Origin of the sequence: Pseudocoprococcus catus (assembly GCF_019734885.1) — a bacterium.
Lineage (GTDB): Bacteria > Bacillota > Clostridia > Lachnospirales > Lachnospiraceae > Coprococcus_A > Coprococcus_A catus.
Genome location: NZ_JAAXCM010000031.1, coordinates 35,751 through 59,588 on the forward strand (window position 1 = coordinate 35,751; position 23,838 = coordinate 59,588).

The following is a 23,838-nucleotide window of genomic DNA, read 5'->3' on the forward strand; positions in this document are numbered from 1 at the left end:
TGATAATCAGCAGTCCGAAGAATTATGTGATGGCCTAGTCTACAATGTATGGCTGAATAATCTTGAGAATTTCATCCATTTCATCACTCTCATGGATTGTGAGTTCGATTGGTTTGGAAAGGTCAAGGCTGAAGATACCCATAATTGACTTGGCATCGATGACATAACGACCGGAGATTAGATCAAAATCTGTGTTGAATCGGCTGATGTCATTGACAAATCCCTTTACTTTATCGATGGAATCGAGGCATACTCGAACTGTTTTCATGGCTGTTCCTCCTTTAGTTTTGGTTAATATTATATTACAATATTATACTACATTCGGAATGGACAAAAGTCAATAGGCGAGTATTTTATAAATTGCAGTAATTGTTCAGAGCCAACCTCCAAAATGCTACGCATTTCGTCGGTGTGGCGTATCCGCCAAATAAAATTTCAAAAACAGTCTTAAAAATGCAAGCATTTTATACTTGTTTTTTGAAATTTTGCTTTGCTCTGAACAGTTACAAAATGAAACAGACGGAGGAAGAATATGAAGAAAACAGTGGCATTCTGCACGCTGGGATGTAAGGTAAATCAATATGAAACAGATGCCATGCGGGGAAGTTTTGAGGCCGAAGGATATGAAGTGAAGGAATTTTCTCAGGAGGCGTCTGTTTATGTCATTAATACCTGTACGGTAACTAATATGGCAGACAGAAAATCAAGACAGATGTTGCATCGGGCAAAGAAAAAGAATCCGGAAGGCATTATCGTTGCTGTAGGCTGTTATGTACAGGCGGCAAAGGAACAATTAGAAGAAGATACAATGATCGACCTGGTCATCGGCAACAATATGAAAAGTCAGGTTGTACAAATTGTTGAACAGTATATCCGCGACAACAGGCAGACGGAAAACAGGGATGCTTATGTGGCAGATATTGCCCATGATCATGAATATGAGGCAATGCACATTGAAACGGTATCTGAACATACCCGTGCCTATATTAAGATCCAGGATGGATGCAATCAGTTTTGTTCCTACTGCATTATCCCGTATGCACGAGGACGCGTCCGCAGCAGAAGTATGGAAGACATCCTTCAGGAGGTTCAGGCACTGACAGCTAACGGCTATAAGGAGATCGTTCTGACGGGTATCCATATCAGTTCTTATGGCCTTGACTTTGAACATACATCGGATACACAGGAAGACTACGGTCCCTTTAAGAACAGTGCATTAATTGATTTGATCGAGGCGATATCCGGGATCGATGGTTTGGAGAGAATCCGCCTCGGGTCTCTGGAACCGCGAATCATCACAGAGAATTTTGTAAAGCGGTTGAGCATAGTGCCGCAGATCTGCCCGCATTTTCACCTGTCACTCCAGAGCGGCTGTGATGCTACTCTGAAACGGATGAACAGACATTATACAACGGATCTGTACCTTGAGAAATGCGAGCTGCTGAGACAGTATTTTGACAGACCTGCTTTAACGACGGATGTGATTGTTGGTTTTCCGGGAGAGACAGAAGAGGAGTTTGCCCGGACAGAAGAATTTCTTGCCAAAGTACATTTTTCGGATATGCATATATTTAAGTATTCCAAGCGACACGGAACGAAGGCGGCAGACATGCCGGACCAGATCAATCCTCAGATCCAGACAGAGCGCAGTGAAAAGCTGATCACGCTGGGTGAAAAAATGAAGAACGATTTCATTGAAGCCTGCGAAGATCAGGAACAGATTGTTTTGATTGAAGAAGAGGCGGAGATTAACGGGACAAAATATATGACCGGTCACAGCAAGAATTATATTCGATGTGCCTTCGAATCGGATGGATTAGTACCAAACATGGTGATAAAAGGCACTATTAACAGCAAATTAAATGAAGAATTTGTGTTTTGTAAAAGAATTGATTGAATTCTTGGAATATATATATTAAGATAGTAGTAACCTTGGATAATCAGCCATCTGACAGAAGGGATGTGATTGAATGGCAGATAACAAGAATACACAATATTTTAAAGTGAACAATGAGACCGATATTGCGGTCAAAGACATTCTTGAAGCAGTCTATATAGCACTTACAGAGAAGGGGTATAATCCGGTGAACCAGATCGTTGGTTATATTATGTCCGGAGATCCGACATATGTGACAAGCTACAAGAATGCAAGATACCTGATCATGAAGGTTGAAAGAGATGAACTTCTCGAAGAACTTCTTAAGAACTATATTGAAGTGAACCTGAAGTAAACATGATGAATCAGAGAATTATAGGGTTAGATTATGGCTCAAAGACTGTTGGCGTGGCAGTAAGTGATCCTCTTGGCTTTACAGCTCAGGGGCTGGAGACGATTACTCGCAAGGATGAGAACAAACTCCGTAAAACTTACGCCCGTATTGAGGCTTTGATCCGGGAATATGAAGCAGAAAAGATTGTGCTTGGTTATCCGAAGAATATGAACGACACAGAAGGAGAACGTGTTCAGAAGACGCTGGCTTTTAAGGAAGCGCTTGAGCGCAGAACAGGACTTGAAGTCGTTTTGTGGGATGAGCGAATGAGTACTGTGGCATCAGAGAGAGTATTGATGGAAGGAAATGTACGTCGCGAAGACCGGAAAACTTATATTGACAAGATGGCTGCGGCCTTTATCCTGCAGGGATATCTGGATTATCAGAGCTTTTCGGCGCAGCAGAAGGAATCGGAAGATTAACGCAACATGCGATTTGTGTGTAATATGGGGGAGAGTAGAAACATGTCAACTAAAACAATTACATTAACAACAGACGATGATGAAGATATTGAATTAATGGTTATTGAACAGACAATGATCAATAATGTGAATTATCTGCTGGTCACAGATTCTGAGGAAGATGAGGCAGATGCCTATATTCTGAAGGAAACCGGGGCTGAGACCGAAGATGCTTATTATGAGTTTGTTGAGGACAGCACAGAACTGGAAGTCATTTCCAAAGTGTTCGAACAGATGCTGGACGACATTGATTTAAAGTATGAATGATTGATACATGTATTTCGATCGTTACAAGACATTGCAGAGTAGGAGAAAGGCAGAAGAAGCATGATAGAGGAACAATTAAAGGAGTTCAGGAAGCTGCTGAAGGAGAGGGGACTTAAGACAACCTCACAGCGAATGGCTATATTAAGAGTGCTTCTGTCTCAGCCGGAGTGTCATTTGACGGCTGAGGAAATCTATGACCTTGTGAAAAAGGACTGGCCGGATATCGGCTTGGCTACGGTCTATCGTAATATTCAGCTGCTGTCAGAAATGAACCTCATCGACAAATTGAATTTGGATGACGGTTATGTACGGTATGAGATTGGTGATCAGGATCAGAAGAGCCATCATCACCATCATCATATGATCTGTGTCAGCTGTGGAAAAGTTTTTGCATTTCAGGAAGATCTGCTGGATAATCTTGAACAGAAGATTGAGCAGACGATGGGATTTGTTGTCAGTAATCATGAAGTGAAGCTTTATGGACACTGTGCGGAATGCCGCAAGAAGGACGGAGCAAAATCAGAATAGATGCAAGTCTTGTTTCTTTTGAAATATTGTATGAATCCTGTGATTTAACGGAGGTGCAGTTTTTTGAAAGCAAATAAAGGCGTATCAAATGAAAAGATCAAAATCATCCCTTTAGGGGGACTTGAACATATAGGTATGAATATTACCTGTATCGAATACGAAGACAGTATTATTGTTATTGACTGTGGATTATCCTTTCCGGATGAGGACATGCTGGGTATTGACCTTGTGATCCCGGATGTGACTTATCTGAAAGATAATATAGAGAAAGTAAAAGGTTTTGTGATCACCCATGGACATGAAGACCATATCGGCGCGCTGCCGTATGTTCTTCAGAGTGTCAATGCACCGGTCTATGCGACAAAACTGACAATGGGTATTATCGAACACAAGTTAAAAGAACATAATATGATGAAGACGACCAAGAGAAAAGTTGTCAGACATGGACAGTCTATCAATCTTGGATGCTTCAGAATTGAATTTATTAAAACCAATCATAGTATCGCAGATGCTGCGGCACTGGCAATCTATACACCGGCAGGTATTATTGTGCATACCGGTGACTTTAAGATCGACTACACACCGGTATTTGGTGAGATGATCGACCTGATCCGTTTTGCAGAACTTGGCAAGAAGGGTGTACTGGCACTTCTCTGTGAGAGCACCAATGCAGAGCGTCCCGGATTTACACAGTCTGAGAGAACAGTGGGCAAGACCATCAGCCGTATTTTTGATGATCATAAGAACAGCCGTATTATCATCGCAACATTTGCATCCAATGTGGACCGTGTACAGCAGATTATCAATGCAGCCTATGAGCATGGCCGCAAGGTTATTGTTGAAGGCCGCAGCATGGTGAATATCATTACCATTGCCTCAGAACTTGGTTATATTAAAATTCCGGACAATACATTGATTGATATTGACACAATGCGCAATTATCCCGATGATAAGCTTGTTCTGATCACAACAGGAAGCCAGGGCGAGACAATGGCGGCTTTGTCAAGAATGGCAGCCAATACACACCGCAAGGTTTCTATCAAACCGGGAGATACCATTGTATTCAGTTCCAATCCTATTCCGGGCAATGAGAAGGCAGTAACCAACGTTATCAATGAACTGTACCGTAAAGGTGCGGAAGTCATTTTCCAGGATACGCATGTATCAGGTCATGCCTGCCAGGAAGAGCTCAAACTGATCTATGCACTGACAAAGCCGAAATATGCAATTCCGGTTCATGGCGAATACAAACATCTGAAAGCCGGTGCGAAGCTGGCTGAGACCATGGGTGTAGAGAAAGACCATATTATGCTGATGCAGTCCGGCGATGTACTGACGATTGGTCAGGAGAAGGCAGAGATTACCGGTCAGGTACCGCACGGCTGTGTGATGGTGGATGGTCTTGGTGTCGGCGACGTAGGCAATATTGTATTAAGAGACAGACAGATGTTGTCTCAGAATGGTCTGCTCATCGTTGTACTGACCCTTGAGCGGTATAGCAATCAGCTGCTTGCAGGTCCGGATATCGTATCAAGAGGGTTTGTTTATGTACGAGAATCCGAATCACTGATGGAAGATGCCAGAAGAGTTGTCAGCGATGCCCTGGATGATTGTCTCAGCCACAATATCTCTGATTGGAGCAAGATCAAGAATGTGATCAGAGATTCTCTTGGAGATTTCCTCTGGAAGCAGACAAAGAGAAATCCTATGATCCTTCCGATCATCATGGAAGTATAGTTTTTCTTCCGATTATTTAATTACAGTCCGGAGATGCAGAAGATAAAGACATTTTCCGTAAAATGGAGAGCGTTATGATAAAGAAATTATTCGTAGGTACATTTGGCGTTGCATTAAATGTTATCATTTATATTCTTGTGATCCTTTTGGCAGTTCGTGTGATCACTTGGTCCTATGACTTCGCATATGAAGTTTTTGGAGACAGACCCGTTGCGGCATCCTCCGAGGAAATTGTACCTGTTCAGATCAGCGACGGTGCCAGTACCGATGAAATTGCAGCTATTCTTGAAAAGAAAGGCCTTATTAAGTACAAATATGCATTTATAATACATGTTGGACTGTCTCAGTACAAAGGCATGCTTAAGCCTGGTAATTACGAGCTGAGTCCATCGATGACGATGGATCAGATGCTTGCGGTTATGGCAGGAGCAGGCACTGCAGAAACATCAACAGAATAGGTCAGGGCTGTGGCAGAGCCGGGGAAATTCTCCGGTTCCGCAACAGCTCTTTGTATTGCCTTGCAAGAAATTGAGAAATTGAGGTAAGAATAATGATAGTCAATGAAAGACTGACAGCCTATCTGCATTCTTTGAATAGTGGAGAATCAGAAATCATTGAGGCCATCGGCAGGGAGGCAAGGGCTGACAGAGTCCCGATCATCCGACAGGAGACGGGATGTTTACTGAAAATTTTGCTGCGTATGAACAGACCGCAGAGAATTCTTGAAATTGGTACCGCAGTCGGATATTCCGCCATTTTAATGAGTGAGTGTCTTGAACCCGGGGCGACGATCACAACAGTTGAAAAATATGAAAAGAGAATTCCGATTGCCAGAGAGAATATCCGTCGGGCCGGCAAAGAAGACTGCATTACACTGATTGAAGGGGATGCACTGGAAGTAATGGCCGGTCTTGAACCGGGATATGACTTCGTTTTTATGGATGCAGCCAAGGGACAGTATATCCATTTCCTTCCGGAAGTCCTGAGACTGCTGAAAAAAGGCGGCCTTCTTGTTTCGGATAATGTTCTTCAGGATGGAGATATTATTGAATCACGTTTTGCGGTAACAAGACGTAATCGTACCATTTACAGCAGAATGCGGGATTATCTGTGGCAGTTAAAGCATATGAAAGAATTTGAAACAGCTGTATTAACCGTGGGTGATGGCGTGACCATCAGCACGAAACTGACAGAATAGAGGAGATAAAGTTGACAATGAGAATACCGGAATTATTAGTACCGGCCAGCAGTCTTGAAGTGTTAAAGACAGCGGTCATTTTTGGTGCGGATGCCGTATATATCGGCGGTGAAGTTTTCAGCCTGAGAGCAAAATCCAAGAATTTTTCACTGGAAGATATGAAAGAGGGCATTGATTTTGCCCATGCTCATGGAGTGAAAGTCTATGTAACATCCAATATTTTGGCACATAATCAGGATTTGGATGGTGTCAGGGAATACTTTAAAGAGTTAAAGGACATCAAACCGGATGCATTGATCATCTCTGATCCGGGAGTTTTTGATATTGCAAGGGAAATTGTTCCTGAAATTGATGTACACATCAGTACACAGGCCAACAATACGAATTACGGCACTTACAATTTCTGGTACCGGCAGGGTGCCAGAAGAGTCGTAACTGCCAGAGAGTTATCCATGGATGAAATTGCGGATATCAGAAAGCACATTCCGGATGATCTGGAGATAGAGACATTTGTCCATGGCGCGATGTGTATTTCCTACTCAGGCAGATGCCTGCTCAGCAATTATTTTACAGGAAGAGATGCCAATCAGGGAGCCTGTACCCATCCTTGCAGATGGAAATATGCGGTGATGGAAGAATCCAGACCGGGAGAATACCTGCCGGTGTATGAGAATGAAAGAGGCACCTATATCTTCAATTCAAAGGATCTCTGTATGATCGATCATATTCCGGAGCTGATTGAAGCCGGCATTGATAGCTTTAAAATTGAAGGACGTATGAAAACCGCACTCTATGTGGCGGTTGTAGCACGTACTTATCGTAAGGCAATTGATGATTATCTTAAAGATGAAAAGCTTTACAGAGAGAATCTGCCTTATTATCGTGAACAGATTGCAAAATGTACGTACAGACAGTTTACAACAGGCTTCTTTTTCGGCAAGCCGACCCACGAAACACAGATTTATGACAGCAATACTTATGTCAAAGAATATACGTATCTGGGTATTATTAACGGTCAGAACAGTGAAGGCCTGTATGGGATTGAACAGCGCAATAAGTTTTCCGTTGGGGAGACAATAGAAGTTATGAAGCCGGATGGAAGAGATCTGTCTGTGAATGTACTGCGTATCTGTGATGAAGAAGGCAGCGATATGGAAAGCTGCCCGCATCCAAAACAGAGAATCTATGTGGATCTTGGCATTGAATTGAGTGATCAGGATCTGCTTCGAAGAGCTGAAAAAACAGACGATTAATCTAAATGATGCCGGAGCTTTTCAAGAGCCTTTTTTTCGATGCGGGAGACATAGCTGCGGGAGATATTCAGCTGACTGGCCAGTTCACGCTGTGTGGATTCAGAGTGACCGAAGAGCCCATAACGCCGGATAACGACAAAGTATTCCCTGGGAGTGAGAACCTCTGAGATGATCTTTGACAGTTTTTGAAGAGACTGTTTGCGGGCCAGCTGTTCGACAACATCTTCATTGTTGTGTTCAATAATGCTGAGAAGAGTGATCTCGTTGCCCTCCTTGTCAGTTCCGATAGGATCGTAGAGAGAGACCTCCCGGGAACGCTTTTTGTCACCGCGCATGAGCATCAGCAGTTCATTGTCGATACATCGGGCGGCATAAGTAGCCAGGCGGCTACCTTTATCAAAATTATAGGTGTTGACGGCCTTGACAAGCCCAATGATTCCAATAGAGATTAATTCATCCGTTTCTTTTCCGGAATGGATATATTTTTTGACAATATGCGCCACAAGGCGGAGATTTCTTTCTATGAGTATATCACGGGCATGCATATCACCGTTTTGATATTGCCTGAGGTAAGAGGCTTCCTGCGCAGCAGAGAGGGGCTGGGGGAATGACTGCATGGCAATGCTCCTTTAGCTGGCTTTCTATTTATTTTATGCACCCGGAGAAAAATAGTGCTTTTCCCAAAAAAGCAAAGGGCAAAACAGAGGATGGACCATGATAGAACAATTTTATCCGGACGAATGGCTGGATTCGGCCTATGTCATTGATTATGAAAAACTTTATAAAGAGGGATGCAGAGGACTGATCTTTGATATTGACAATACATTGGTTCCTCATGGCGCGCCGGCAGATGAACGGGCCATTGCACTTTTTCGGCACCTGAAAGAGATAGGTTTTTCCTGTTGTTTATTATCAAATAACAAAGAACCCCGAGTAAAAATGTTTAATGAAAAAATCGGCGTTTCTTATATTTTTAAGGCGGGGAAGCCCGGGAAAAAAGGCTATGAGCGTGCAATGCAAAAAATAGGCACTGACAAAAACAATACGGTTTTTATCGGTGATCAGCTTTTTACGGATGTCTGGGGAGCAAGAAGAGTCGGAATTCACAGTATACTTGTGAAGCCCATCAACCCGAAAGAGGAGATCCAGATTGTCCTCAAACGTCGATTGGAATGGGTTATTCTTTATTTTTATAAGAAAACCATGAAAAAATAGTTGAAAAAAGTGCTATAATTTTATATACTATATTTAATTGAGTATTTTAAGGAGGATTTTTAAATGGCTACAATTACTGCAGGTGATTTTAGAAATGGCGTAACATTTGAATATGATAACGATGTATGTCAGGTTATCGAGTTCCAGCATGTTAAGCCAGGCAAGGGCGCTGCGTTTGTAAGAACAAAATATAAGAGAATTATGAACGGTGGTATCAGAGAGGAATCTTTCAACCCTACAGCAAAATTTGAGACAGCCTACATCGAGAGAAAAGAAGTACAGTATCTGTACGATGATGGTGAAGCTTACAACTTTATGGATCAGGAGACATTCGACCAGTTCGCTATGCCGCATGAAGAAGTTGAAGACAGAATGAAATTTGTCAAGGAAGAGATGACAGTTAAGATCATGTCTTACAAAGGCAAGATCTTCGACCTTGAGCCACCTCTTTTCGTAGAGCTTGAAGTAACAGAGACAGAACCAGGTTTCAAGGGCAACACATCTACAGGTGCTACAAAGCCATGTACAGTTGAAACTGGTGCTCAGATCAATGTTCCTCTGTTTGTTGAGATCGGTGACAAGATCCAGATTGATACAAGAACAGGCGAATATCTGAAGAGAGTTTAATTTACGCGAATAATAAGTCAAAGCCCATGCCTGCATGTGGCTTTGACGTTGTTAAGCGCCAGTGGCGCTTGTTCTGCAACGACCGAAACGGAGTGCAGACATATTGCGATAACGAGTGAAACTTGCGGAGCGTGTTTCATCTCGTTCTCAGAAGAATTTATGTAGGAATACAGACGGGAGTATCGCCATTGACCTGACATTTTCAGGTTTTGGCGTACTCCTTTTTTTTCACGCGGCAGATAGGAAATTCAACGCTGCCGGCATGTGGATCTGGTCTGATATTGGAGGTAGAAAATGAAAGACAGAATTACAGGACATACCGTATTAACAGGACTCCTTGGAAGCCCTGTGGCACACAGTATTTCACCGATGATGCACAATGAGTCATTCAGACAGCTGGGACTGGATTATGCTTATCTTGCTTTTGATGTGGGTACAGATAATCTGAAGACAGCGGTAGAAGGTCTGAAGGTTCTTGGTGTCCGCGGATTTAATCTGACAATGCCTGACAAGAATCTGATGTGTACCTATTGTGACAAATTGTCGCCTGCAGCGGAACTGATCGGAGCAGTGAATACGGTTGTTAATGACAATGGTGTGCTGACAGGCCATACAACAGATGGTATCGGTTATATGGAAGCTGCAAGAGATGCCGGATATGATCTGACAGGCAAGACCATGACACTTCTTGGCGGCGGCGGTGCAGCTACAGCCATCTGTGTTCAGGCTGCCCTGGATGGCCTGAAAGAAATTCGGGTGTTCAATATTAAGGATCAGTTCTATGGACGACTTGAAAAGCTGACAGCCAATATCACAGCGAAGACATCCTGTAAGGTGACATTGCACGATCTGGCAGATGAGCAGGCACTTTATGACAGCATTGCGGCCAGCGATATCCTGACCAACGGTACTTCTGTCGGCATGGCGCCAAATGTGGACGCGTGTCTCATTAAGAATACGGACGTTTTCAGAGAGTCTTTAATTGTTTCTGATGTTATTTATAATCCGGAACAGACAAAGCTCTTGAAGCTGGCATCTGAAAAAGGCTGCCCGACATTTAATGGTCTGTATATGCTGCTGTATCAGGGGGCTGCAGCTTTCAAGATCTGGACAGGACAGGACATGCCTGTTGATATTATCAAAGAAAAATATTTTACCAGATAAACATGTTTTAGATGCGTCAGATGATGGTAGCTGTTTGCATTAATCATCAGAACGCGTTATAATAAACCTGTATATATTTAGATTTTCGTAATTGTCTTGAACAATTATAGATGTTGTGAAGTTAAGGAGAAATTCATAATGGGTAAATATTTTGGCACAGATGGCTTCAGAGGTGAAGCCAATAAACAGTTGACCGTTGAACATGCTTTCAAAGTAGGTCGTTTTATCGGTTGGTATTACGGTGCGGCAAAGGATAAATCCTGTAAAGTTGTCATCGGCAAGGATACAAGAAGAAGCAGTTATATGTTTGAATATGCGTTGGTTGCAGGGCTGACTGCATCAGGTGCAGATGTTTATCTGCTTCACGTAACCACAACACCGAGTGTGGCTTATGTGGTTCGTACAGAAGAAGATTTTGACTGCGGTATTATGATCTCGGCCAGCCATAATCCATATTATGACAATGGTATCAAGCTCATCAATGACCGTGGTGAGAAGATGGCAGAAGATGTCATTGCAGAGATTGAAGCATATCTTGATGGTGAATCCGGTGAAGTACCGCTGGCTTATGGTGAGAAGATTGGCTGCACAGTCGATTATGCAGCAGGAAGAAATCGTTATATCGGTTATCTCATCACACTGGCAACACGTTCCTACAGAGGCATGCGCGTAGGCCTTGACTGTTCAAACGGCAGTGCGTGGATGATTGCCAAGAGTGTTTTTGATGCATTGGGTGCTAAGACCTATGTGATCAATAATCATCCGGATGGATTCAATATCAATACAGGCTGCGGTTCCACTCATATCCATGTTCTTCAGGATTTTGTCAAAGAGAAACAGCTGGATGTCGGTTTTGCTTTCGACGGCGATGCAGACAGATGTATTGCTGTGGATGAGAATGGCAATGTCATTGATGGTGATCTGATCCTCTATATCTGCGGCCATTATATGAAAGAACACGGCAAGTTGACAAACAACACGGTTGTTACAACTATTATGTCAAATCTCGGCCTTTATAAGGCTTTTGACAAAGCAGGTATCAACTATGAGAAAACCAATGTGGGTGACAAATACGTTTATGAGAATATGCAGCAGAACGGCCACCGTATCGGCGGTGAGCAGTCTGGTCATATCATTTTCAGCAAATATGCTTCAACCGGTGACGGTATTCTGACAGCCATCAAGGTGATGGAAGTGATGCTGGAAGAGAAGCAGTCACTCAGTAAGCTGGCAGAACCTGTGAAGATCTATCCTCAGCTGCTGAAGAATGTCCGCGTTAGAGATAAGAAGACAGCCAGAGAAGACAAAGATGTCATGGCTGCTGTTGATGCTGTTACAGAAAAACTCGGCAGCGAAGGCCGTATCCTTGTCCGTGAGAGCGGTACAGAACCGGTTATCCGTGTCATGGTAGAAGCACCGGACGATGCAACATGTGAGAAATATGTTTCAGAAGTCGTAGACGTGATCTATCAGAAAGGCCATGCCGTAGCCCAGTAAAGGTAAAAGTCCGTCCTCTATTAAATATTGACTGCCCCATCGTCCAAATCAGGCACGTTCGCACTGCCTATGTCTTCGTTCCACTCCGGTCGGTGCTAACGAAGGTTCACTGAACCTTCAGCACCTGGCAACAGTACATAAGGCGTTAAAGGACAACGCCTAAGTACTGGCCGTGATAGAAGCACCTTGATTTGGATGATGGGGCGTTTCAACAGTTAATAGAGGACGGACTTTTTCTATTAATTAGTAAATGCTTCTTAAAATCCCTATTCGAAATCTTCAGCATTTTAAATATAATAGAAGTGGCCCCAATACACAGTTGGACTTCGCGATGGCTATGTAAAATCAGGTGCTTCCGGCATGGCTGGTACTTAAGTGGTGTTTTGTACCACTTTATGTACCACTGCCAATGCCGGGCAGTGCGAACGTGCCTGATTTTACATAGCCATCGCGAAGTCCAACGTCAAAGGCCGGTTTATTTGACCTGCTGAATGTTTCGGATATCCGGGTCGATCAGCAATGAATAGTTCGTATGGTAGATAACAAAGCCTGGTTTCCCGCCGGGGGTTTTTTTGACCTGTTTTTTCTGGACGTAGTCGATTTCGACTTTTTCCGCGTCACGGCCTTTGGAGTAGTAAGCGGCCAGTCGGCCGGCTTCTTCGAAGGTGCGGTCCGGGAGCTCCTGTCCTTCACTCTTGACGATGACGTGGGAGCCCGGGATGCCTTTGGCATGGAACCACCAGTCGTTGCCTGTGGCGAATTTGAAGGTCAATTCTTCGTTCTGGAAGTTATTCTTGCCCACATACATATGGAAGCCATCTGATGAGATATAGTGGAATGGTTTGCTGTTGATGCGGACTTTTTTGTTGCCCTTTTTGCCGGAATAATGGCGTTTGATATAGCCAAACTGAATCAGTTCTTCTTTGAGCTGAATCAAATCATCTTCTGAGACGGCGATATCAAGGGCTGTGCTGATGGAATCCAGATGTTCCAGCTCATCTTTTGTTTCCTGAATCTGGACGGAGAGGGCTTCCCATGTCCGTTTCAACTTGGCATAGCGGTCAAAATATTTGACAGAGTTTTCATGGGCACTTAACTGTGGATCCAAAGGCACCTGGATTTCTTCGTTGGTATAGTAGTTGACACACTTCAGACTTTTGGCGCCGGGTTCCAGACTGTAGCCGTAGGTGTTTAACATTTCACCGTAAATCCGGTATTTATCCTTCTTCTCGGTGTCCTTCAGCTGTTTGGCCTGAAGGGCATATTTCTTGCGGCATCTCTCAAGGGCTGTTGCCACAATCCGTCGAAGGTCGGAAGAACGCTGGCGGATTCTTGTAGCCGCATTGCGGGCGGCATAATAATATCGGAGGACTTCGGAAATGCTGTCAAAGTCTTCTTCCTGCAGTTCACCGTAACAGGTCAGCTGTGTAGAAGAAAATTCCGTCGGCGTGCCTTCGTCAGAAACGATGTTCGGCTGATAGCGATGCTCAATGATATCTTCTTTTAATTTCTCAAATGTTCGGTAAAGATGTAGCTGTTCCAGCTCGGATAAAGCTTTGGTGCTGGCACCGGAATCAATGGAAGCCCGGAAACAGAGCTCCTCGGCAATGAGCGGACTGATGCCGGTGATCATTGTGTAAATCGCTTTGCCTACCGACAGAGGCTGCGAGAGCACTTCACCAATAAAAGTTTCTTCATTAATTTCCAGAGGATTCAGTTTGTGCTGTGTTTCGGCGATAAAATACGGTCTTCCCGGGAGAACTTCCCGGACAGAACTAACATTGGCAGAAATATGCTTGATGCTGTCAATGATTGTCATATCAGGTTGACAGAAAATGATATTGCTGTGTTTGCCCATCAATTCTACAATAAGTACTTTCTCACAGATATCCCCCATCTCATTGAGATGTTCAATATGAAAATGCAGGATACGTTCCAGTCCGGGCTGGGTAATGGAAAGAATTTTGCCGCCGTTGATATGTTTGCGCAGCAGCATGCAGAAGTTCGGCGCTACAGCCGGATTGGCCGGCGTATCATCTGTCAGATAAATCAGTGGCAGAGAGGCACTGGCAGAAATCAGCAGTTTGTAATTGGTACGATTATTCTTAATGCCGAGAATCAGAGCATCCGGTTCCGGCTGATAAATTTTATTAATACGTCCTCCCGTCAGTGTCTCCGAGAGTTCATATGCGATATTGGATATAACAAGTCCATCTAAAGCCATATTGATGTACTTCCTTTCTTTTCAATTCAGATAATATCATATCATATTTAAAGAGAACGGGGCAAGGAACTTTTACAGAAAGTACAGAGAGGGTATGCTTTTTGTGTTGACTTGTATTTTTTTGTGTTTTATAATAAAGTGTATATGTCCATATATATCCATCCGAACCTACGGAGAAAGAGGATGGCATATGCAATATCATGAGAGCAGGTGAACCAGATGTTAAAGAGTATGACTGGTTTTGGGCGATGTGAGATTGCCGATAAAGACAGAAAGGTCATTGTGGAGATGAAGTCCGTGAATCACAGATACTGTGATATCACCATCAAGATGCCGAAGAAGCTTGGCTTCTTTGAATCAGCGATCCGTACTCTGTTGAAGAAGTATATTCAGAGAGGTAAGGTTGATGTTTTCATTACTTATGAAGATTATACTGAGAACAGAAGCTATCTGAAATACAACAAAGAACTGGCGGCGGAGTATATGAATGCTCTTCGTCAGATGTCAGAAGATTTTGGAATTGATAATGATGTCCGGGCTTCTGCACTTTCACGTTATCCGGAGGTTCTTACCCTTGAGGAGCAGGCTGTAGATGAAGATGAGCTGTGGCATTTCCTTGAACAGGCTATTATCAAAGCCTGTGAAGGGCTTGTGGAGACGAGAAGCAGAGAAGGCGAGCAGCTGAAGAAGGATCTGATCGCAAAACTGGACGGTATGTTGGAATATGTTGCCTACATTGAAGAACGTTCACCTCAGATCATTGCGGATTACCGGGCACGTCTGGAAGAGAAAGTCAGAGAATTGCTGGGTGATACGAATGTGGATGAGGGCAGGATCGCCATGGAGACAACCATTTATGCAGATAAATTGTGTGTGGACGAGGAGATTGTCCGACTGAAGAGTCATATTGAAGCTACAAGGACAACCCTGATCAATGGCGGAAGTGTCGGACGTAAGCTTGATTTTATCGCTCAGGAGATGAACAGGGAGGCCAATACAATTTTATCCAAGGCCAATGATCTTCTGATTTCCAATACGGCGATTGATCTGAAGACTGATATTGAGAAGGTTAGAGAACAGATTCAGAATATTGAATAGTCAGGGAGAATGCGATGAGCAGATTGATCAATATCGGTTTTGGCAATATGGTCAATGCATCCAAGATCGTGGCCATTATCAGCCCTGATTCTGCACCCAGTAAGCGGATCGTGCAGAACGCAAAGGATGAAGGCCGGGCGATTGATGCAACGCAGGGACGCAGGACCCGGGCAGTGATCATCATGACAGATGATCATGTTGTGCTGTCGGCACTGCAGCCGGAGACGATTGCCGGGCGGTACCAGGGCCGGGAGATACAGGAACAAACAATAGATACGGAAAAGGATGAGGAAGATGAGTGATCAGAAGAGAGGTATTTTGACGATTATCTCTGGTTTTTCAGGGGCAGGCAAAGGAACTGTTGTTCACAGACTTCTTGAGAAGTACCCTGAGAAATATAAACTGTCCATTTCTGCAACGACACGCAGTCCGAGAAATGGTGAGCAGCACGGTGTACATTATTTTTTCAAGAGTGATGAAGAGTTCCGACAGATGATTGAAGACGATGCTTTTCTGGAGTATGCGCAGTATGTTGCACATTCTTATGGCACACCCCGTCAGTATGTGGAAGAGAATCTGGCTGCCGGATATGATGTCATCCTTGAGATTGAGCAGCAGGGGGCATTTGCGGTAAAGAAAGCAATGCCGGAAGCAATTTTGATTTTTCTGACACCACCGTCGATTGAAGAACTTGAAAGAAGACTTCGCGGCCGCCAGACTGAGACAGAAGAAGTGATCGCATCAAGACTGGCGACAGCCGGTGTTGAGGCAGAGAAGATTAATCAGTATGATTATGTTGTGATCAATGATGAAGTGGAGAACTGTGTGGAAGCAATCCACCGGCTGATTGATGCAGAACACCAGAGAACCCAGTTTAATGGCGCGAAGATTCAGGAACTGCAGAGAGACCTGCAGGCATATAGAAAAGGAGAATGATACATGTTACATCCATCTTATACGGAATTAATGAATGCTGTGAACAGTGAAGTAAAAGAAGGCGAACAGCCAATCGTCAGCAGCAGATATTCAATCGTTATTGCAGCAGCTAAGCGTGCAAGACAGATTATTGCAGGTGCAGAATCTGCTGTCCCTGATTACAAGAACAAGAAACCTTTATCAGTTGCAGTTGATGAACTGATGAATGGTGATGTGAAGATCCTTTCAAGCGGTGAAGATGCGGATGATGAAGATGATAAGCCTTCAATCGGCAATGATGTTTATGACATTGCTCTTGATGTGGATGATGAAGATATCTTTGAAGATGAGAAGGAAGATTCTGATGAGGATGCGGAAGATGACGAAGATGCTGATGAATCAGAAGCCAAAGAAGATATGAGCAGTGAAGAGGACGATTACGAATAATCTGATCTGCAGACAATATCATAAGGAGGCTTTACAAATGGAAGCAGGAATTAAGAATGAGAAAAGCATTGTTGTAACAGATGAAGTGACAGCAAGCAAGGTAGGCAGTGGTTTACTTCCGGTTTATGCGACACCAAGCATGATCGCATTGATGGAAGGCACATGTGCAGAAAGCGTTCAGCCATATCTTGCAGAAGGTGAAGGTACAGTTGGTGTAGCCGTTGATATCAAACACATTGCAGCAACACCAGTGGGCATGACTGTCAGATGCGAAAGCCTTTTAAAAGAAGTGAATGGCAAGAAGCTTGTATTTGAAGTGAATGTCTACGATGAGAAAGGCCTTGTAGGCACAGGTATCCACAAACGTGCGATTATTAATAACGAAGCATTTATGGCAAGACTGTCATAATTTAAAGATGAATTGACACGGGCACACCGGCAGGTCTGGTGTGCCTGCCTTTATACCTGCATCAACTGTTTCCCAGAGTTTTATAAAAAAATAATAATCATTTAATTGCTATTTTGTTTATTTGGAATTAGTATGGAATGAACAGGAATCAAATACCGTCAGCAATGGAAGGAATCAAATGTTTGGATATATCACAGTTAATCGGTCAGAATTAAAAGTTAAAGAATCAGCAGCATATGACGCTTATTACTGCGGTTTGTGCCATGCACTTCATGGACGTCACGGACGGGCCGGTCAGCTGACTCTGACATATGATATGACATTTCTTGTTATTCTTTTAAATGGTGTTTATGAACATCCGCTTCATGAGAAGACGGGAAGATGTCTTGTTCATCCTATGAAGCAGCATACAGAGAGATGGAATGACTTTTCATCCTACTGTGCAGATATGAATGTTCTGCTGGCATACTACAATTTACTGGATGACTGGCAGGATGAGAGAAGGATTTCTCGCTATGCAGCTGCACAGCTGCTTTCGAAGCAATATGAAGCAATTAAAGCAAAGTATCCAAGACAGCACAAGGCAGTGGCGGACTATATGAAAGCCCTTGCCCGGTGCGAAAAGAAACACTCAGATAATGTTGAGGAAGCAGCCTGTCTGACAGGAAAGATGTTAGCAGAGGTATTTGTCTGCAGAGAGGATGCATGGTCATCAGATCTCAGACAGATGGGGTTCTTCCTTGGCAAGTTTATCTATCTCATGGATGCTTATGAGGATGTAGAGAAGGATGAGAAGTCCGGGAACTACAATCCATTGATAAAGATGAAAGATGATGAGAACTTTGACAGTGAATGTCAGAGTATGTTGATGATGCAGATGGCGGAATGCTGCAAAGCCTTTGAACGTCTGCCGATCATCCAGGATGTAGGTATACTTCGGAATATCCTCTATTCCGGTGTATGGGCAAAATTTGCCTCAGTTTATAATAAAAGAAATAAGGCAGGAGAAAACGAATGACAGATCCTTATCAGGTACTTGGTGTAAGCAGAGATGCCAGTAATGACGAAATTAAAAAAGCATATCGAAAGCTGAGCAGGAAGTATCATCCGGATGCGAATATTAATAATCCGAACAAAGAAGCTGCAGAAGCGAAGTTTAAAGAGGTTCAGGCTGCTTACAATCAGATTATCAATGAACGTGAGCGTGGAACTTCAGGACAGAGCAGCGCGGGCTACGGCGGTTATGGTGGTTCAGCCGGCGGACAGGATTTCTGGGGCAGTTTCGGTGGATTCGGCGGCTATGGCAGTGGTTATGGCGGTTATGGCAGCCAGCAGCAGAATCAGCAGAACCAGTATCAGGATGAGGATTCCTTGAAATTCCGGGCAGCAGCCAATTATATCAATGCCGGAAGTTATACGGAAGCACTGCATGTCCTTGACAGTATTGCCAACCGCAATGCCCAGTGGTATTATCTGAGCGCCCTTGCCAATGCAAGGATGGGAAGCAATATCAATGCCAAAGAGCATGCCAGGAAAGCAGTGGAGATGGATCCGAACAACATGCAGTATCGGCAGCTGCTCAGTCAGCTGGAATCAGGCGGTCAGTGGTATCAGGATATGGGACAGTCTTATGGCATGCCGACCATCAATGTCTCAGACTGGTGCTGCAAGATTTTATGTCTGAATGCGGCTTGCGGATGTTTGTGTCCGGGTGCCGGATGCTGCGGCCCGGGTGTTTTCTATTACCATTAATGCGCTGTACGCCGTATAGCGGAATGAGGGGAGAACAGGACGATGAAAGAGATTACATTAAATGGAAAGTATATGGCTTTGGAATCCTCAGCACAGGAGTACCTATTTGATGTGTTTGATTTTCCGGAATATTATGGCAATGATCTGGAAGGATTTTATGATGCATTGACAGATATAACGGAAGAGACACATGTCACGATCATTAATCGTGAATGTATGGAGAATACTTCTTATGGTTCCAGACTTATGTGGGTATTTGAGGATGCCGCCAGTGACAACAGCAATCTGTCGCTGGCCTGGACAGAAGTAAGCTATGAAGAATATTAGAAATTAATAGTAGGAAGGAGCGACGCGGTACCTGCCAGAACGGTGGGCATCGCGGCAGTTGATATGTCTGAAAAGAACAACAAATCCAATAGTCCGGCAGACAACACAAAGCCGGAGAAGAAAATGACAAAGTATGACCTGAAGATGCAGCGTCGTCAGGAGGAAGAACGTAAGGCTAAGAAAGAGAAGAAGATTATCAAAACAGGCTGTATTCTTGCAGTTGTCATCTGTGTATGTATCGCAGCATGGAAATTTTATGACAATTACCAGGAAAAACATGGCCCATATATCACTGTAGGCAGTCATGAAATTCAGAAAGCTGAATTTGACTATTATTATTACAGCAGCCTGAATTCATTTGCTTCCACATATGGCAGTTATCTGTCTTACTTTGGTCTGGATACATCCAAACCGCTGGATCAGCAGCAGTATTCAGATACAATGACATGGGATGATTATTTCCAGCAGCAGGCAGTCAATCAGCTGAAGAATGTTTACGCACTGACAGATGAAGCCAATGAAAAAGGTTTTGAGTATGATGCATCTTCTGATTATGACGATATGGTCACTTCCATTAAATCCTATGCCCAGCAGCAGGGAGTCAGTGAAGATGAATATTGCAAGTCTGTATTTGGCAGTGATGCAACACTTGAAGGTATCAAACCATATGTAGAGATGAGCGGTCTTGCATCTGCTTATTACAATGATGTCAAGGACGATATCGAAGTCACAGATGACGAGATCAATACTTACTATGATGAGAACAAGGACAATTATGATTCTGTAGATTACAGAGTCTGCAAGATTGAAGCAGATATGCCGGAAGAAGAGACTGAGACTGAAACAGAGGCCCAGACAGAAACAGCTGCTGAAAGTATTTCTGAAACAGCCGCAGAGAGCACTTCTGAAACTGCAGTGACAGAAACTCAGACAGAAACGGAATCTGAGACAATGAGTGCGGAAGAAAGCGAAGCCGCAGCCAAGGCTGAAGAAGAAGCGAAGAAAGCAGCAATGGCAGCTGCCAAAGCAAAAGCTGATGAGATGCTTTCCAAGATCAAGGATGAAGCTTCTTTCGAGAAAGTTTATGATAAGTATGCATCTGATACAACCGTTGATTCTCTGAATACAGACAAGAAGAAATCCTCTATCAGTCCGACAGATGTTGCCAACTGGTTATTTGATGCGGATCGTCAGGCAGGAGATACAACTGTGATCGAAGATACTGCCAATAATGCATATTATGTTGTTTACTTCAAAGACAGATACCTTGATCATACAAAGACCGTTGATGTTCGACAGATTCTGATCAGTGCAGATACAGCTTCAACAGATACTGCTGAGACAGCAGAAACGGAAACAGCTGCAGCTGGTGAAACAGAAACAGCAGAGACTGAATCTGCAGAGGCACAGGAACAGGCTAAGGAAGATGCAAAAGCAGCAGCAAAGATTAAAGCTGAGCAGATTCTGGATGACTGGAAGAACGGTGATGCAACAGAAGACAGCTTTGCAGAGCTGGCAAACACATACAGTGATGATTCCGGCTCCAACACAAATGGTGGTCTTTACGAAGCTGTTAAAGAAGGTCAGATGGTTACAAACTTCAATGACTGGATTTTCGATGCTTCCCGTAAGCCTGGTGATACAGGTATTGTAGAATCCGATTATGGCTATCATATCATTTACTTTGTAGGAGATAATAAAGAAGAATGGTATGTGAACATCAAAGATACCATCACATCCAACAAGCTGAATGATTACATGTCTAATCTGACAGCAGACCTGGAAGTTAAGGACAGCAGACATCACGTTGCTTACCTGCATGAGACAAAGGCTGCAGCAGAGACAGCTTCTGAGACAGATACTGCAGCAGCTACAGAGAGTGCAGCAACCAGCGAAACTACAACTGCATCTGAAACAGCGGTTTCCGAAACAGAAACTGTTGAAACAGCAGCAAAATAATAAACGATATATCAATAATAACGAAATCCCCGGAGGAATTCCTTCGGGGATTTTGCTGTTTAGTATGAAGCTTTTGTTAGATGCTTTCTGCAGGTTAAGAGGCACACGGTTTCCATATGTGTTGTGAATGGGAACATATCCACGGGCTGAATTTTCTCAGCGGTGTACTGATGTTTCTTAAAAAATTCCAGATCCCTTGCCAGTGTTTCCGGATTACAGGAAATATAAACAATGCGGTCCGGATTCAGGGAGATGGCAGAGGCCATGAAAGATTGTGTGGAACCGGCTCTCGGAGGGTCCATGAAGATCACATCTGCCTTGGCATTCTGTTCCTGCATTTCGTTTAAGAAGCGTTCAGCATCATTTTGATAGAAGGTAATGTTGCCGATATTGTTGTGACGGGCATTGTTTCTGGCGTCTTTCACAGAGGCTGGATTTAATTCAACACCAATAACGGATTTGGCTTTGTCAGCGGCGATGATGCCAATGGTTCCGATACCGCAGTAGGCATCTACAACGGTTTCTTTACCAGTCAGTCCGGCATAATCCATGGCTGTCTGGTAAAGAATCTCCGTTTGAACCGGATTTACCTGATAGAAGGCAGATGGTGAAATGGCAAATGTATGGCCGCATAATGTATCAACAATGTAGCCTTTGCCGTAAAGAGTAATATTGCGTTCGCCCAGAACCATGCTGGTATTCTGGTCATTGACATTGAGAATCACAGTTGTAATCTCCGGATGTTCTTTTCTGAGAGCTTTGACAAAATTATTCTTAGAAGGGAAAACAGGAGAGGATGCAACCAGCACAACCATGATCTCACCGCTTGTAAAACCACGGCGAATTAATACGTGTCTGAGGAGTCCGTAGCCTGAATCCTCGTTGTAAGTTTTAATCTTGAAGGATCTCAGAAGTCCGCGGATTGTCTGGATAATCGCATCGGATTTTTCATCATCAATCAGACAGCTTTCCACAGGGACGACTTTGTGGGTGCCTTCCTGATAAGTACCGGCGATGGCTTTGCCTTTTTCAAATGCAAAGACGGCATGTACTTTGTTGCGGTAATGAAGCGGATCTTTCATGCCGATGATCGGAAGCACTGGTCCGAACTTGCCCAGAAGCATGTTGGCCTGACGTTGTTTCAGAGATAACTGTTTTTTGTAAGCCATACCCTGATACTGGCAGCCGCCGCACTTTCGGTGAACAGGACAAACATCTGGGTTTTGAGAAACTGCTGTGGATATTTTTCTATATGATGCTTTGGCATCGGATTCTATTTTAACAGCAGCTGGCTTGTGTGTTTTGCCTTGCTGGGAGATAGTCTTTTTAGAATCGCTTTTTTTTGAAAAAGTCCTGGTTGAAGATGAATGGTTTAAACCGGATGATTTTCCAACCGGCTTATCAGTTGTTTTTTTCTTGTTGTACATAAATATTAAACTCCTTCGTTGTCAAATGGCGGAATGAAACTTTCTTTGGCAGTTTCACCTTCCTGAATAAAACCGTTTTCGATACCGATGTCAATGGCGTAGTCAACCAAAGCATCATAATCGGAAGTGGAAATTGTATGATTGAGTTCCGGGTAATCTGAAAGCAGTTCAGAAACAGGAGTGAATTGGTTCATGATACTGATATAAATCTTGTCTCCGTAGGTTTCGTGAAGATAGTGAATGACGCTTCTGGAATCTTCCATACAGCCGGGCAGGGTCAGATGCCGGACGATGATGCCCTTTTGAATGATACCACTGTCATCAAAGACGGGATCACCGGCCTGTTCATACATGAATTGAAGTGCCTGACAGGCCACTGTAAAATAGTCCGGCGCATGGGAATATTTTCTGGATAATTCAGGACTGTAATACTTAAAATCCGGCAGCCAGACGTTGACATGATCAGAAAGAATACGCAGAGCAGTCAGAGAAGAATAGCCGCTGCAGTTGCAGATGATTGGCAGATGCAGTCCCTTTGCCTTGGCCATATCAAGGGCCAGTGCAATGGAGGGTGCATAGTGCTCCGGTGTGACAAGGTTGATATTGTTGGCACCTTTTGTCTGCAGTTCCAGAAATATATCGGCTAGTCTCTCTATAGAAATCCTCTTGCCGCTCTGGCCGGCAGCAATGGCATGATTCTGGCAGAAAACACAGCCCACGCTGCAGCCGGAGAAAAAGACAGCACCTGAACCTGCTTCGCCTGAAATGCAGGGTTCTTCCCACATATGAAGTGCGGCCCGGGCGACCTTCAGATCGGCCGGCACATGACAGAATCCGGTTTGTCCATGTTGTCTGTCAGCTTTGCAGTTTCTGGGACAAAGCTGACAGGATGTATATAAATCTAATAGTGACATAGATCACGCTCCATTGTTTAAGTGCTGCACAAATATGCACAGTTGTATGATTTATAAAATAAGAATACTTCCATTTAAATACCTATGAAATTGTAGCACACTCTGTCAGAAAATACTAGAGCGTGTCTGAAAAAAGGCTTTTCATGTAT

General features: G+C 43.7%; 26 protein-coding genes and 1 pseudogene. 22 read left to right on the forward strand and 5 right to left on the reverse strand.

The window, feature by feature from the left end:
* Positions 1–34 precede the first annotated feature (34 nt).
* On the reverse strand, positions 35–268 hold the full coding sequence (locus HED67_RS08130) for an HPr family phosphocarrier protein (protein ID WP_178438743.1): 234 nt from the start codon (positions 266–268) through the stop codon (positions 35–37).
* 264 nt (positions 269–532) lie between these two features.
* On the opposite strand from HED67_RS08130, the gene mtaB reads away from it, so the two are divergent.
* The 9 genes from mtaB (at position 533) to HED67_RS08175 (ending at position 7,714) form a co-directional block, all read left to right on the forward strand.
* A complete protein-coding gene (gene mtaB / locus HED67_RS08135) occupies positions 533–1,897 on the forward strand; it encodes a tRNA (N(6)-L-threonylcarbamoyladenosine(37)-C(2))-methylthiotransferase MtaB (protein WP_221718022.1) in 1,365 nt (454 codons plus the stop codon).
* Positions 1,898–1,970: 73 nt separating this feature from the next.
* On the forward strand, positions 1,971–2,231 hold the full coding sequence (locus tag HED67_RS08140) for an IreB family regulatory phosphoprotein (RefSeq protein WP_117527427.1): 261 nt from the start codon (positions 1,971–1,973) through the stop codon (positions 2,229–2,231).
* A gap of 5 nt (positions 2,232–2,236) precedes the next feature.
* Positions 2,237–2,692: a Holliday junction resolvase RuvX gene (gene ruvX, locus HED67_RS08145; RefSeq protein WP_178438919.1), complete on the forward strand. Its 456-nt coding sequence runs from the start codon at positions 2,237–2,239 to the stop codon at positions 2,690–2,692.
* A gap of 42 nt (positions 2,693–2,734) precedes the next feature.
* Positions 2,735–2,998 carry a DUF1292 domain-containing protein gene (locus HED67_RS08150; RefSeq protein ID WP_178438755.1) on the forward strand — a complete coding sequence of 88 codons (264 nt, stop codon included), beginning with the start codon at positions 2,735–2,737 and terminating at the stop codon, positions 2,996–2,998.
* Between the two features lie 60 nt (positions 2,999–3,058).
* Positions 3,059–3,526 (forward strand): Fur family transcriptional regulator, encoded by a 468-nt coding sequence (locus tag HED67_RS08155; RefSeq protein ID WP_178438758.1) that lies wholly within the window; start codon positions 3,059–3,061, stop codon positions 3,524–3,526.
* Between the two features lie 63 nt (positions 3,527–3,589).
* Positions 3,590–5,263, forward strand: a complete 1,674-nt coding sequence (locus tag HED67_RS08160; RefSeq protein WP_246612158.1) for a ribonuclease J — start codon at positions 3,590–3,592, stop codon at positions 5,261–5,263.
* 74 nt (positions 5,264–5,337) lie between these two features.
* Positions 5,338–5,721, forward strand: coding sequence for an endolytic transglycosylase MltG (locus tag HED67_RS08165; RefSeq protein ID WP_178438762.1), 384 nt, complete (start codon positions 5,338–5,340; stop codon positions 5,719–5,721).
* Positions 5,722–5,813: 92 nt separating this feature from the next.
* Positions 5,814–6,461 (forward strand): O-methyltransferase, encoded by a 648-nt coding sequence (locus tag HED67_RS08170; protein ID WP_221718023.1) that lies wholly within the window; start codon positions 5,814–5,816, stop codon positions 6,459–6,461.
* Positions 6,462–6,478: 17 nt separating this feature from the next.
* A complete protein-coding gene (locus HED67_RS08175; protein ID WP_221718067.1) occupies positions 6,479–7,714 on the forward strand; it encodes a peptidase U32 family protein in 1,236 nt (411 codons plus the stop codon).
* Here HED67_RS08175 and sigK read toward each other — a convergent pair.
* The gene (sigK, locus tag HED67_RS08180) at positions 7,711–8,331 is read right to left on the reverse strand and encodes an RNA polymerase sporulation sigma factor SigK (RefSeq protein WP_178438771.1); all 621 of its coding nucleotides are present in this window, start codon (positions 8,329–8,331) and stop codon (positions 7,711–7,713) included. The genes HED67_RS08175 and sigK overlap by 4 nt on opposite strands.
* A gap of 97 nt (positions 8,332–8,428) precedes the next feature.
* Between sigK and HED67_RS08185 the strand changes: the two genes are divergently transcribed.
* The 4 genes from HED67_RS08185 (at position 8,429) to glmM (ending at position 12,217) form a co-directional block, all read left to right on the forward strand.
* Entirely contained in the window at positions 8,429–8,929 is a 501-nt protein-coding gene (locus HED67_RS08185; RefSeq protein ID WP_178438774.1) for a YqeG family HAD IIIA-type phosphatase, read from the forward strand.
* A 63-nt stretch (positions 8,930–8,992) separates the two neighbouring features.
* A complete protein-coding gene (gene efp, locus HED67_RS08190) occupies positions 8,993–9,556 on the forward strand; it encodes an elongation factor P (protein ID WP_015514585.1) in 564 nt (187 codons plus the stop codon).
* A 294-nt stretch (positions 9,557–9,850) separates the two neighbouring features.
* Positions 9,851–10,720, forward strand: coding sequence for a shikimate dehydrogenase (gene aroE, locus HED67_RS08195; protein WP_215631501.1), 870 nt, complete (start codon positions 9,851–9,853; stop codon positions 10,718–10,720).
* Between the two features lie 138 nt (positions 10,721–10,858).
* Positions 10,859–12,217 carry a phosphoglucosamine mutase gene (glmM, locus tag HED67_RS08200; protein WP_221718024.1) on the forward strand — a complete coding sequence of 453 codons (1,359 nt, stop codon included), beginning with the start codon at positions 10,859–10,861 and terminating at the stop codon, positions 12,215–12,217.
* Positions 12,218–12,692: 475 nt separating this feature from the next.
* On the opposite strand, the gene HED67_RS08205 is transcribed toward glmM, so the two are convergent.
* Entirely contained in the window at positions 12,693–14,441 is a 1,749-nt protein-coding gene (locus HED67_RS08205) for an Rqc2 family fibronectin-binding protein (protein WP_221718025.1), read from the reverse strand.
* A 219-nt stretch (positions 14,442–14,660) separates the two neighbouring features.
* Between HED67_RS08205 and HED67_RS08210 the strand changes: the two genes are divergently transcribed.
* The 9 genes and pseudogenes from HED67_RS08210 (at position 14,661) to HED67_RS08250 (ending at position 21,348) form a co-directional block, all read left to right on the forward strand.
* Positions 14,661–15,539 (forward strand): YicC/YloC family endoribonuclease, encoded by an 879-nt coding sequence (locus tag HED67_RS08210; RefSeq protein ID WP_221718026.1) that lies wholly within the window; start codon positions 14,661–14,663, stop codon positions 15,537–15,539.
* Between the two features lie 14 nt (positions 15,540–15,553).
* Positions 15,554–15,841, forward strand: coding sequence for a DUF370 domain-containing protein (locus HED67_RS08215; protein WP_178438789.1), 288 nt, complete (start codon positions 15,554–15,556; stop codon positions 15,839–15,841).
* Positions 15,834–16,475, forward strand: coding sequence for a guanylate kinase (gmk, locus tag HED67_RS08220; protein WP_178438792.1), 642 nt, complete (start codon positions 15,834–15,836; stop codon positions 16,473–16,475). The genes HED67_RS08215 and gmk overlap by 8 nt, the downstream gene beginning before the upstream one ends.
* A 3-nt stretch (positions 16,476–16,478) precedes the next feature.
* Positions 16,479–16,730: pseudogene (gene rpoZ, locus HED67_RS17535) on the forward strand (DNA-directed RNA polymerase subunit omega); the annotation flags it as partial.
* 208 nt (positions 16,731–16,938) lie between these two features.
* Positions 16,939–17,310, forward strand: coding sequence for a thioesterase family protein (locus tag HED67_RS08230; RefSeq protein WP_178438798.1), 372 nt, complete (start codon positions 16,939–16,941; stop codon positions 17,308–17,310).
* A 178-nt stretch (positions 17,311–17,488) separates the two neighbouring features.
* Positions 17,489–18,328, forward strand: a complete 840-nt coding sequence (locus tag HED67_RS08235) for a DUF5685 family protein (RefSeq protein ID WP_178438801.1) — start codon at positions 17,489–17,491, stop codon at positions 18,326–18,328.
* Positions 18,325–19,062, forward strand: a complete 738-nt coding sequence (locus tag HED67_RS08240) for a DnaJ domain-containing protein (RefSeq protein ID WP_178438805.1) — start codon at positions 18,325–18,327, stop codon at positions 19,060–19,062. Before HED67_RS08235 ends, HED67_RS08240 begins: the two co-directional genes overlap by 4 nt.
* Positions 19,063–19,104: 42 nt before the next feature.
* Positions 19,105–19,389, forward strand: coding sequence for a barstar family protein (locus HED67_RS08245; RefSeq protein ID WP_178438808.1), 285 nt, complete (start codon positions 19,105–19,107; stop codon positions 19,387–19,389).
* Positions 19,390–19,452: 63 nt separating this feature from the next.
* Entirely contained in the window at positions 19,453–21,348 is a 1,896-nt protein-coding gene (locus HED67_RS08250; RefSeq protein WP_221718027.1) for a peptidylprolyl isomerase, read from the forward strand.
* A 59-nt stretch (positions 21,349–21,407) separates the two neighbouring features.
* Here the strand turns inward: HED67_RS08250 and rlmD are convergent, their stop codons facing one another.
* Positions 21,408–22,775, reverse strand: coding sequence for a 23S rRNA (uracil(1939)-C(5))-methyltransferase RlmD (gene rlmD / locus HED67_RS08255; protein WP_221718028.1), 1,368 nt, complete (start codon positions 22,773–22,775; stop codon positions 21,408–21,410).
* A gap of 5 nt (positions 22,776–22,780) precedes the next feature.
* Positions 22,781–23,689, reverse strand: coding sequence for a radical SAM protein (locus HED67_RS08260; protein ID WP_221718029.1), 909 nt, complete (start codon positions 23,687–23,689; stop codon positions 22,781–22,783).
* Between the last annotated feature and the right edge of the window lie 149 nt (positions 23,690–23,838).

Bases quoted from the DNA above. Each gene is read 5' to 3' on its own strand.
- HED67_RS08240 (WP_178438805.1), top strand. From the start codon at position 18,325: ATGACAGATCCTTATCAGGTACTTGGTGTAAGCAGAGATGCCAGTAAT.
- HED67_RS08140 (WP_117527427.1), top strand. From the start codon at position 1,971: ATGGCAGATAACAAGAATACACAATATTTTAAAGTGAACAATGAGACC.
- HED67_RS08215 (WP_178438789.1), top strand. From the start codon at position 15,554: ATGAGCAGATTGATCAATATCGGTTTTGGCAATATGGTCAATGCATCC.
- HED67_RS08260 (WP_221718029.1), bottom strand. From the start codon at position 23,689: ATGTCACTATTAGATTTATATACATCCTGTCAGCTTTGTCCCAGAAAC.
- glmM (WP_221718024.1), top strand. From the start codon at position 10,859: ATGGGTAAATATTTTGGCACAGATGGCTTCAGAGGTGAAGCCAATAAA.
- HED67_RS08150 (WP_178438755.1), top strand. From the start codon at position 2,735: ATGTCAACTAAAACAATTACATTAACAACAGACGATGATGAAGATATT.
- HED67_RS08250 (WP_221718027.1), top strand. From the start codon at position 19,453: ATGTCTGAAAAGAACAACAAATCCAATAGTCCGGCAGACAACACAAAG.
- HED67_RS08130 (WP_178438743.1), bottom strand. From the start codon at position 268: ATGAAAACAGTTCGAGTATGCCTCGATTCCATCGATAAAGTAAAGGGA.
- HED67_RS08205 (WP_221718025.1), bottom strand. From the start codon at position 14,441: ATGGCTTTAGATGGACTTGTTATATCCAATATCGCATATGAACTCTCG.
- sigK (WP_178438771.1), bottom strand. From the start codon at position 8,331: ATGCAGTCATTCCCCCAGCCCCTCTCTGCTGCGCAGGAAGCCTCTTAC.
- HED67_RS08210 (WP_221718026.1), top strand. From the start codon at position 14,661: ATGTTAAAGAGTATGACTGGTTTTGGGCGATGTGAGATTGCCGATAAA.
- HED67_RS08235 (WP_178438801.1), top strand. From the start codon at position 17,489: ATGTTTGGATATATCACAGTTAATCGGTCAGAATTAAAAGTTAAAGAA.
- aroE (WP_215631501.1), top strand. From the start codon at position 9,851: ATGAAAGACAGAATTACAGGACATACCGTATTAACAGGACTCCTTGGA.
- HED67_RS08245 (WP_178438808.1), top strand. From the start codon at position 19,105: ATGAAAGAGATTACATTAAATGGAAAGTATATGGCTTTGGAATCCTCA.
- HED67_RS08170 (WP_221718023.1), top strand. From the start codon at position 5,814: ATGATAGTCAATGAAAGACTGACAGCCTATCTGCATTCTTTGAATAGT.
- rlmD (WP_221718028.1), bottom strand. From the start codon at position 22,775: ATGTACAACAAGAAAAAAACAACTGATAAGCCGGTTGGAAAATCATCC.
- HED67_RS08155 (WP_178438758.1), top strand. From the start codon at position 3,059: ATGATAGAGGAACAATTAAAGGAGTTCAGGAAGCTGCTGAAGGAGAGG.
- HED67_RS08185 (WP_178438774.1), top strand. From the start codon at position 8,429: ATGATAGAACAATTTTATCCGGACGAATGGCTGGATTCGGCCTATGTC.
- HED67_RS08175 (WP_221718067.1), top strand. From the start codon at position 6,479: ATGAGAATACCGGAATTATTAGTACCGGCCAGCAGTCTTGAAGTGTTA.
- gmk (WP_178438792.1), top strand. From the start codon at position 15,834: ATGAGTGATCAGAAGAGAGGTATTTTGACGATTATCTCTGGTTTTTCA.
- ruvX (WP_178438919.1), top strand. From the start codon at position 2,237: ATGAATCAGAGAATTATAGGGTTAGATTATGGCTCAAAGACTGTTGGC.
- HED67_RS08230 (WP_178438798.1), top strand. From the start codon at position 16,939: ATGGAAGCAGGAATTAAGAATGAGAAAAGCATTGTTGTAACAGATGAA.
- efp (WP_015514585.1), top strand. From the start codon at position 8,993: ATGGCTACAATTACTGCAGGTGATTTTAGAAATGGCGTAACATTTGAA.
- mtaB (WP_221718022.1), top strand. From the start codon at position 533: ATGAAGAAAACAGTGGCATTCTGCACGCTGGGATGTAAGGTAAATCAA.
- HED67_RS08165 (WP_178438762.1), top strand. From the start codon at position 5,338: ATGATAAAGAAATTATTCGTAGGTACATTTGGCGTTGCATTAAATGTT.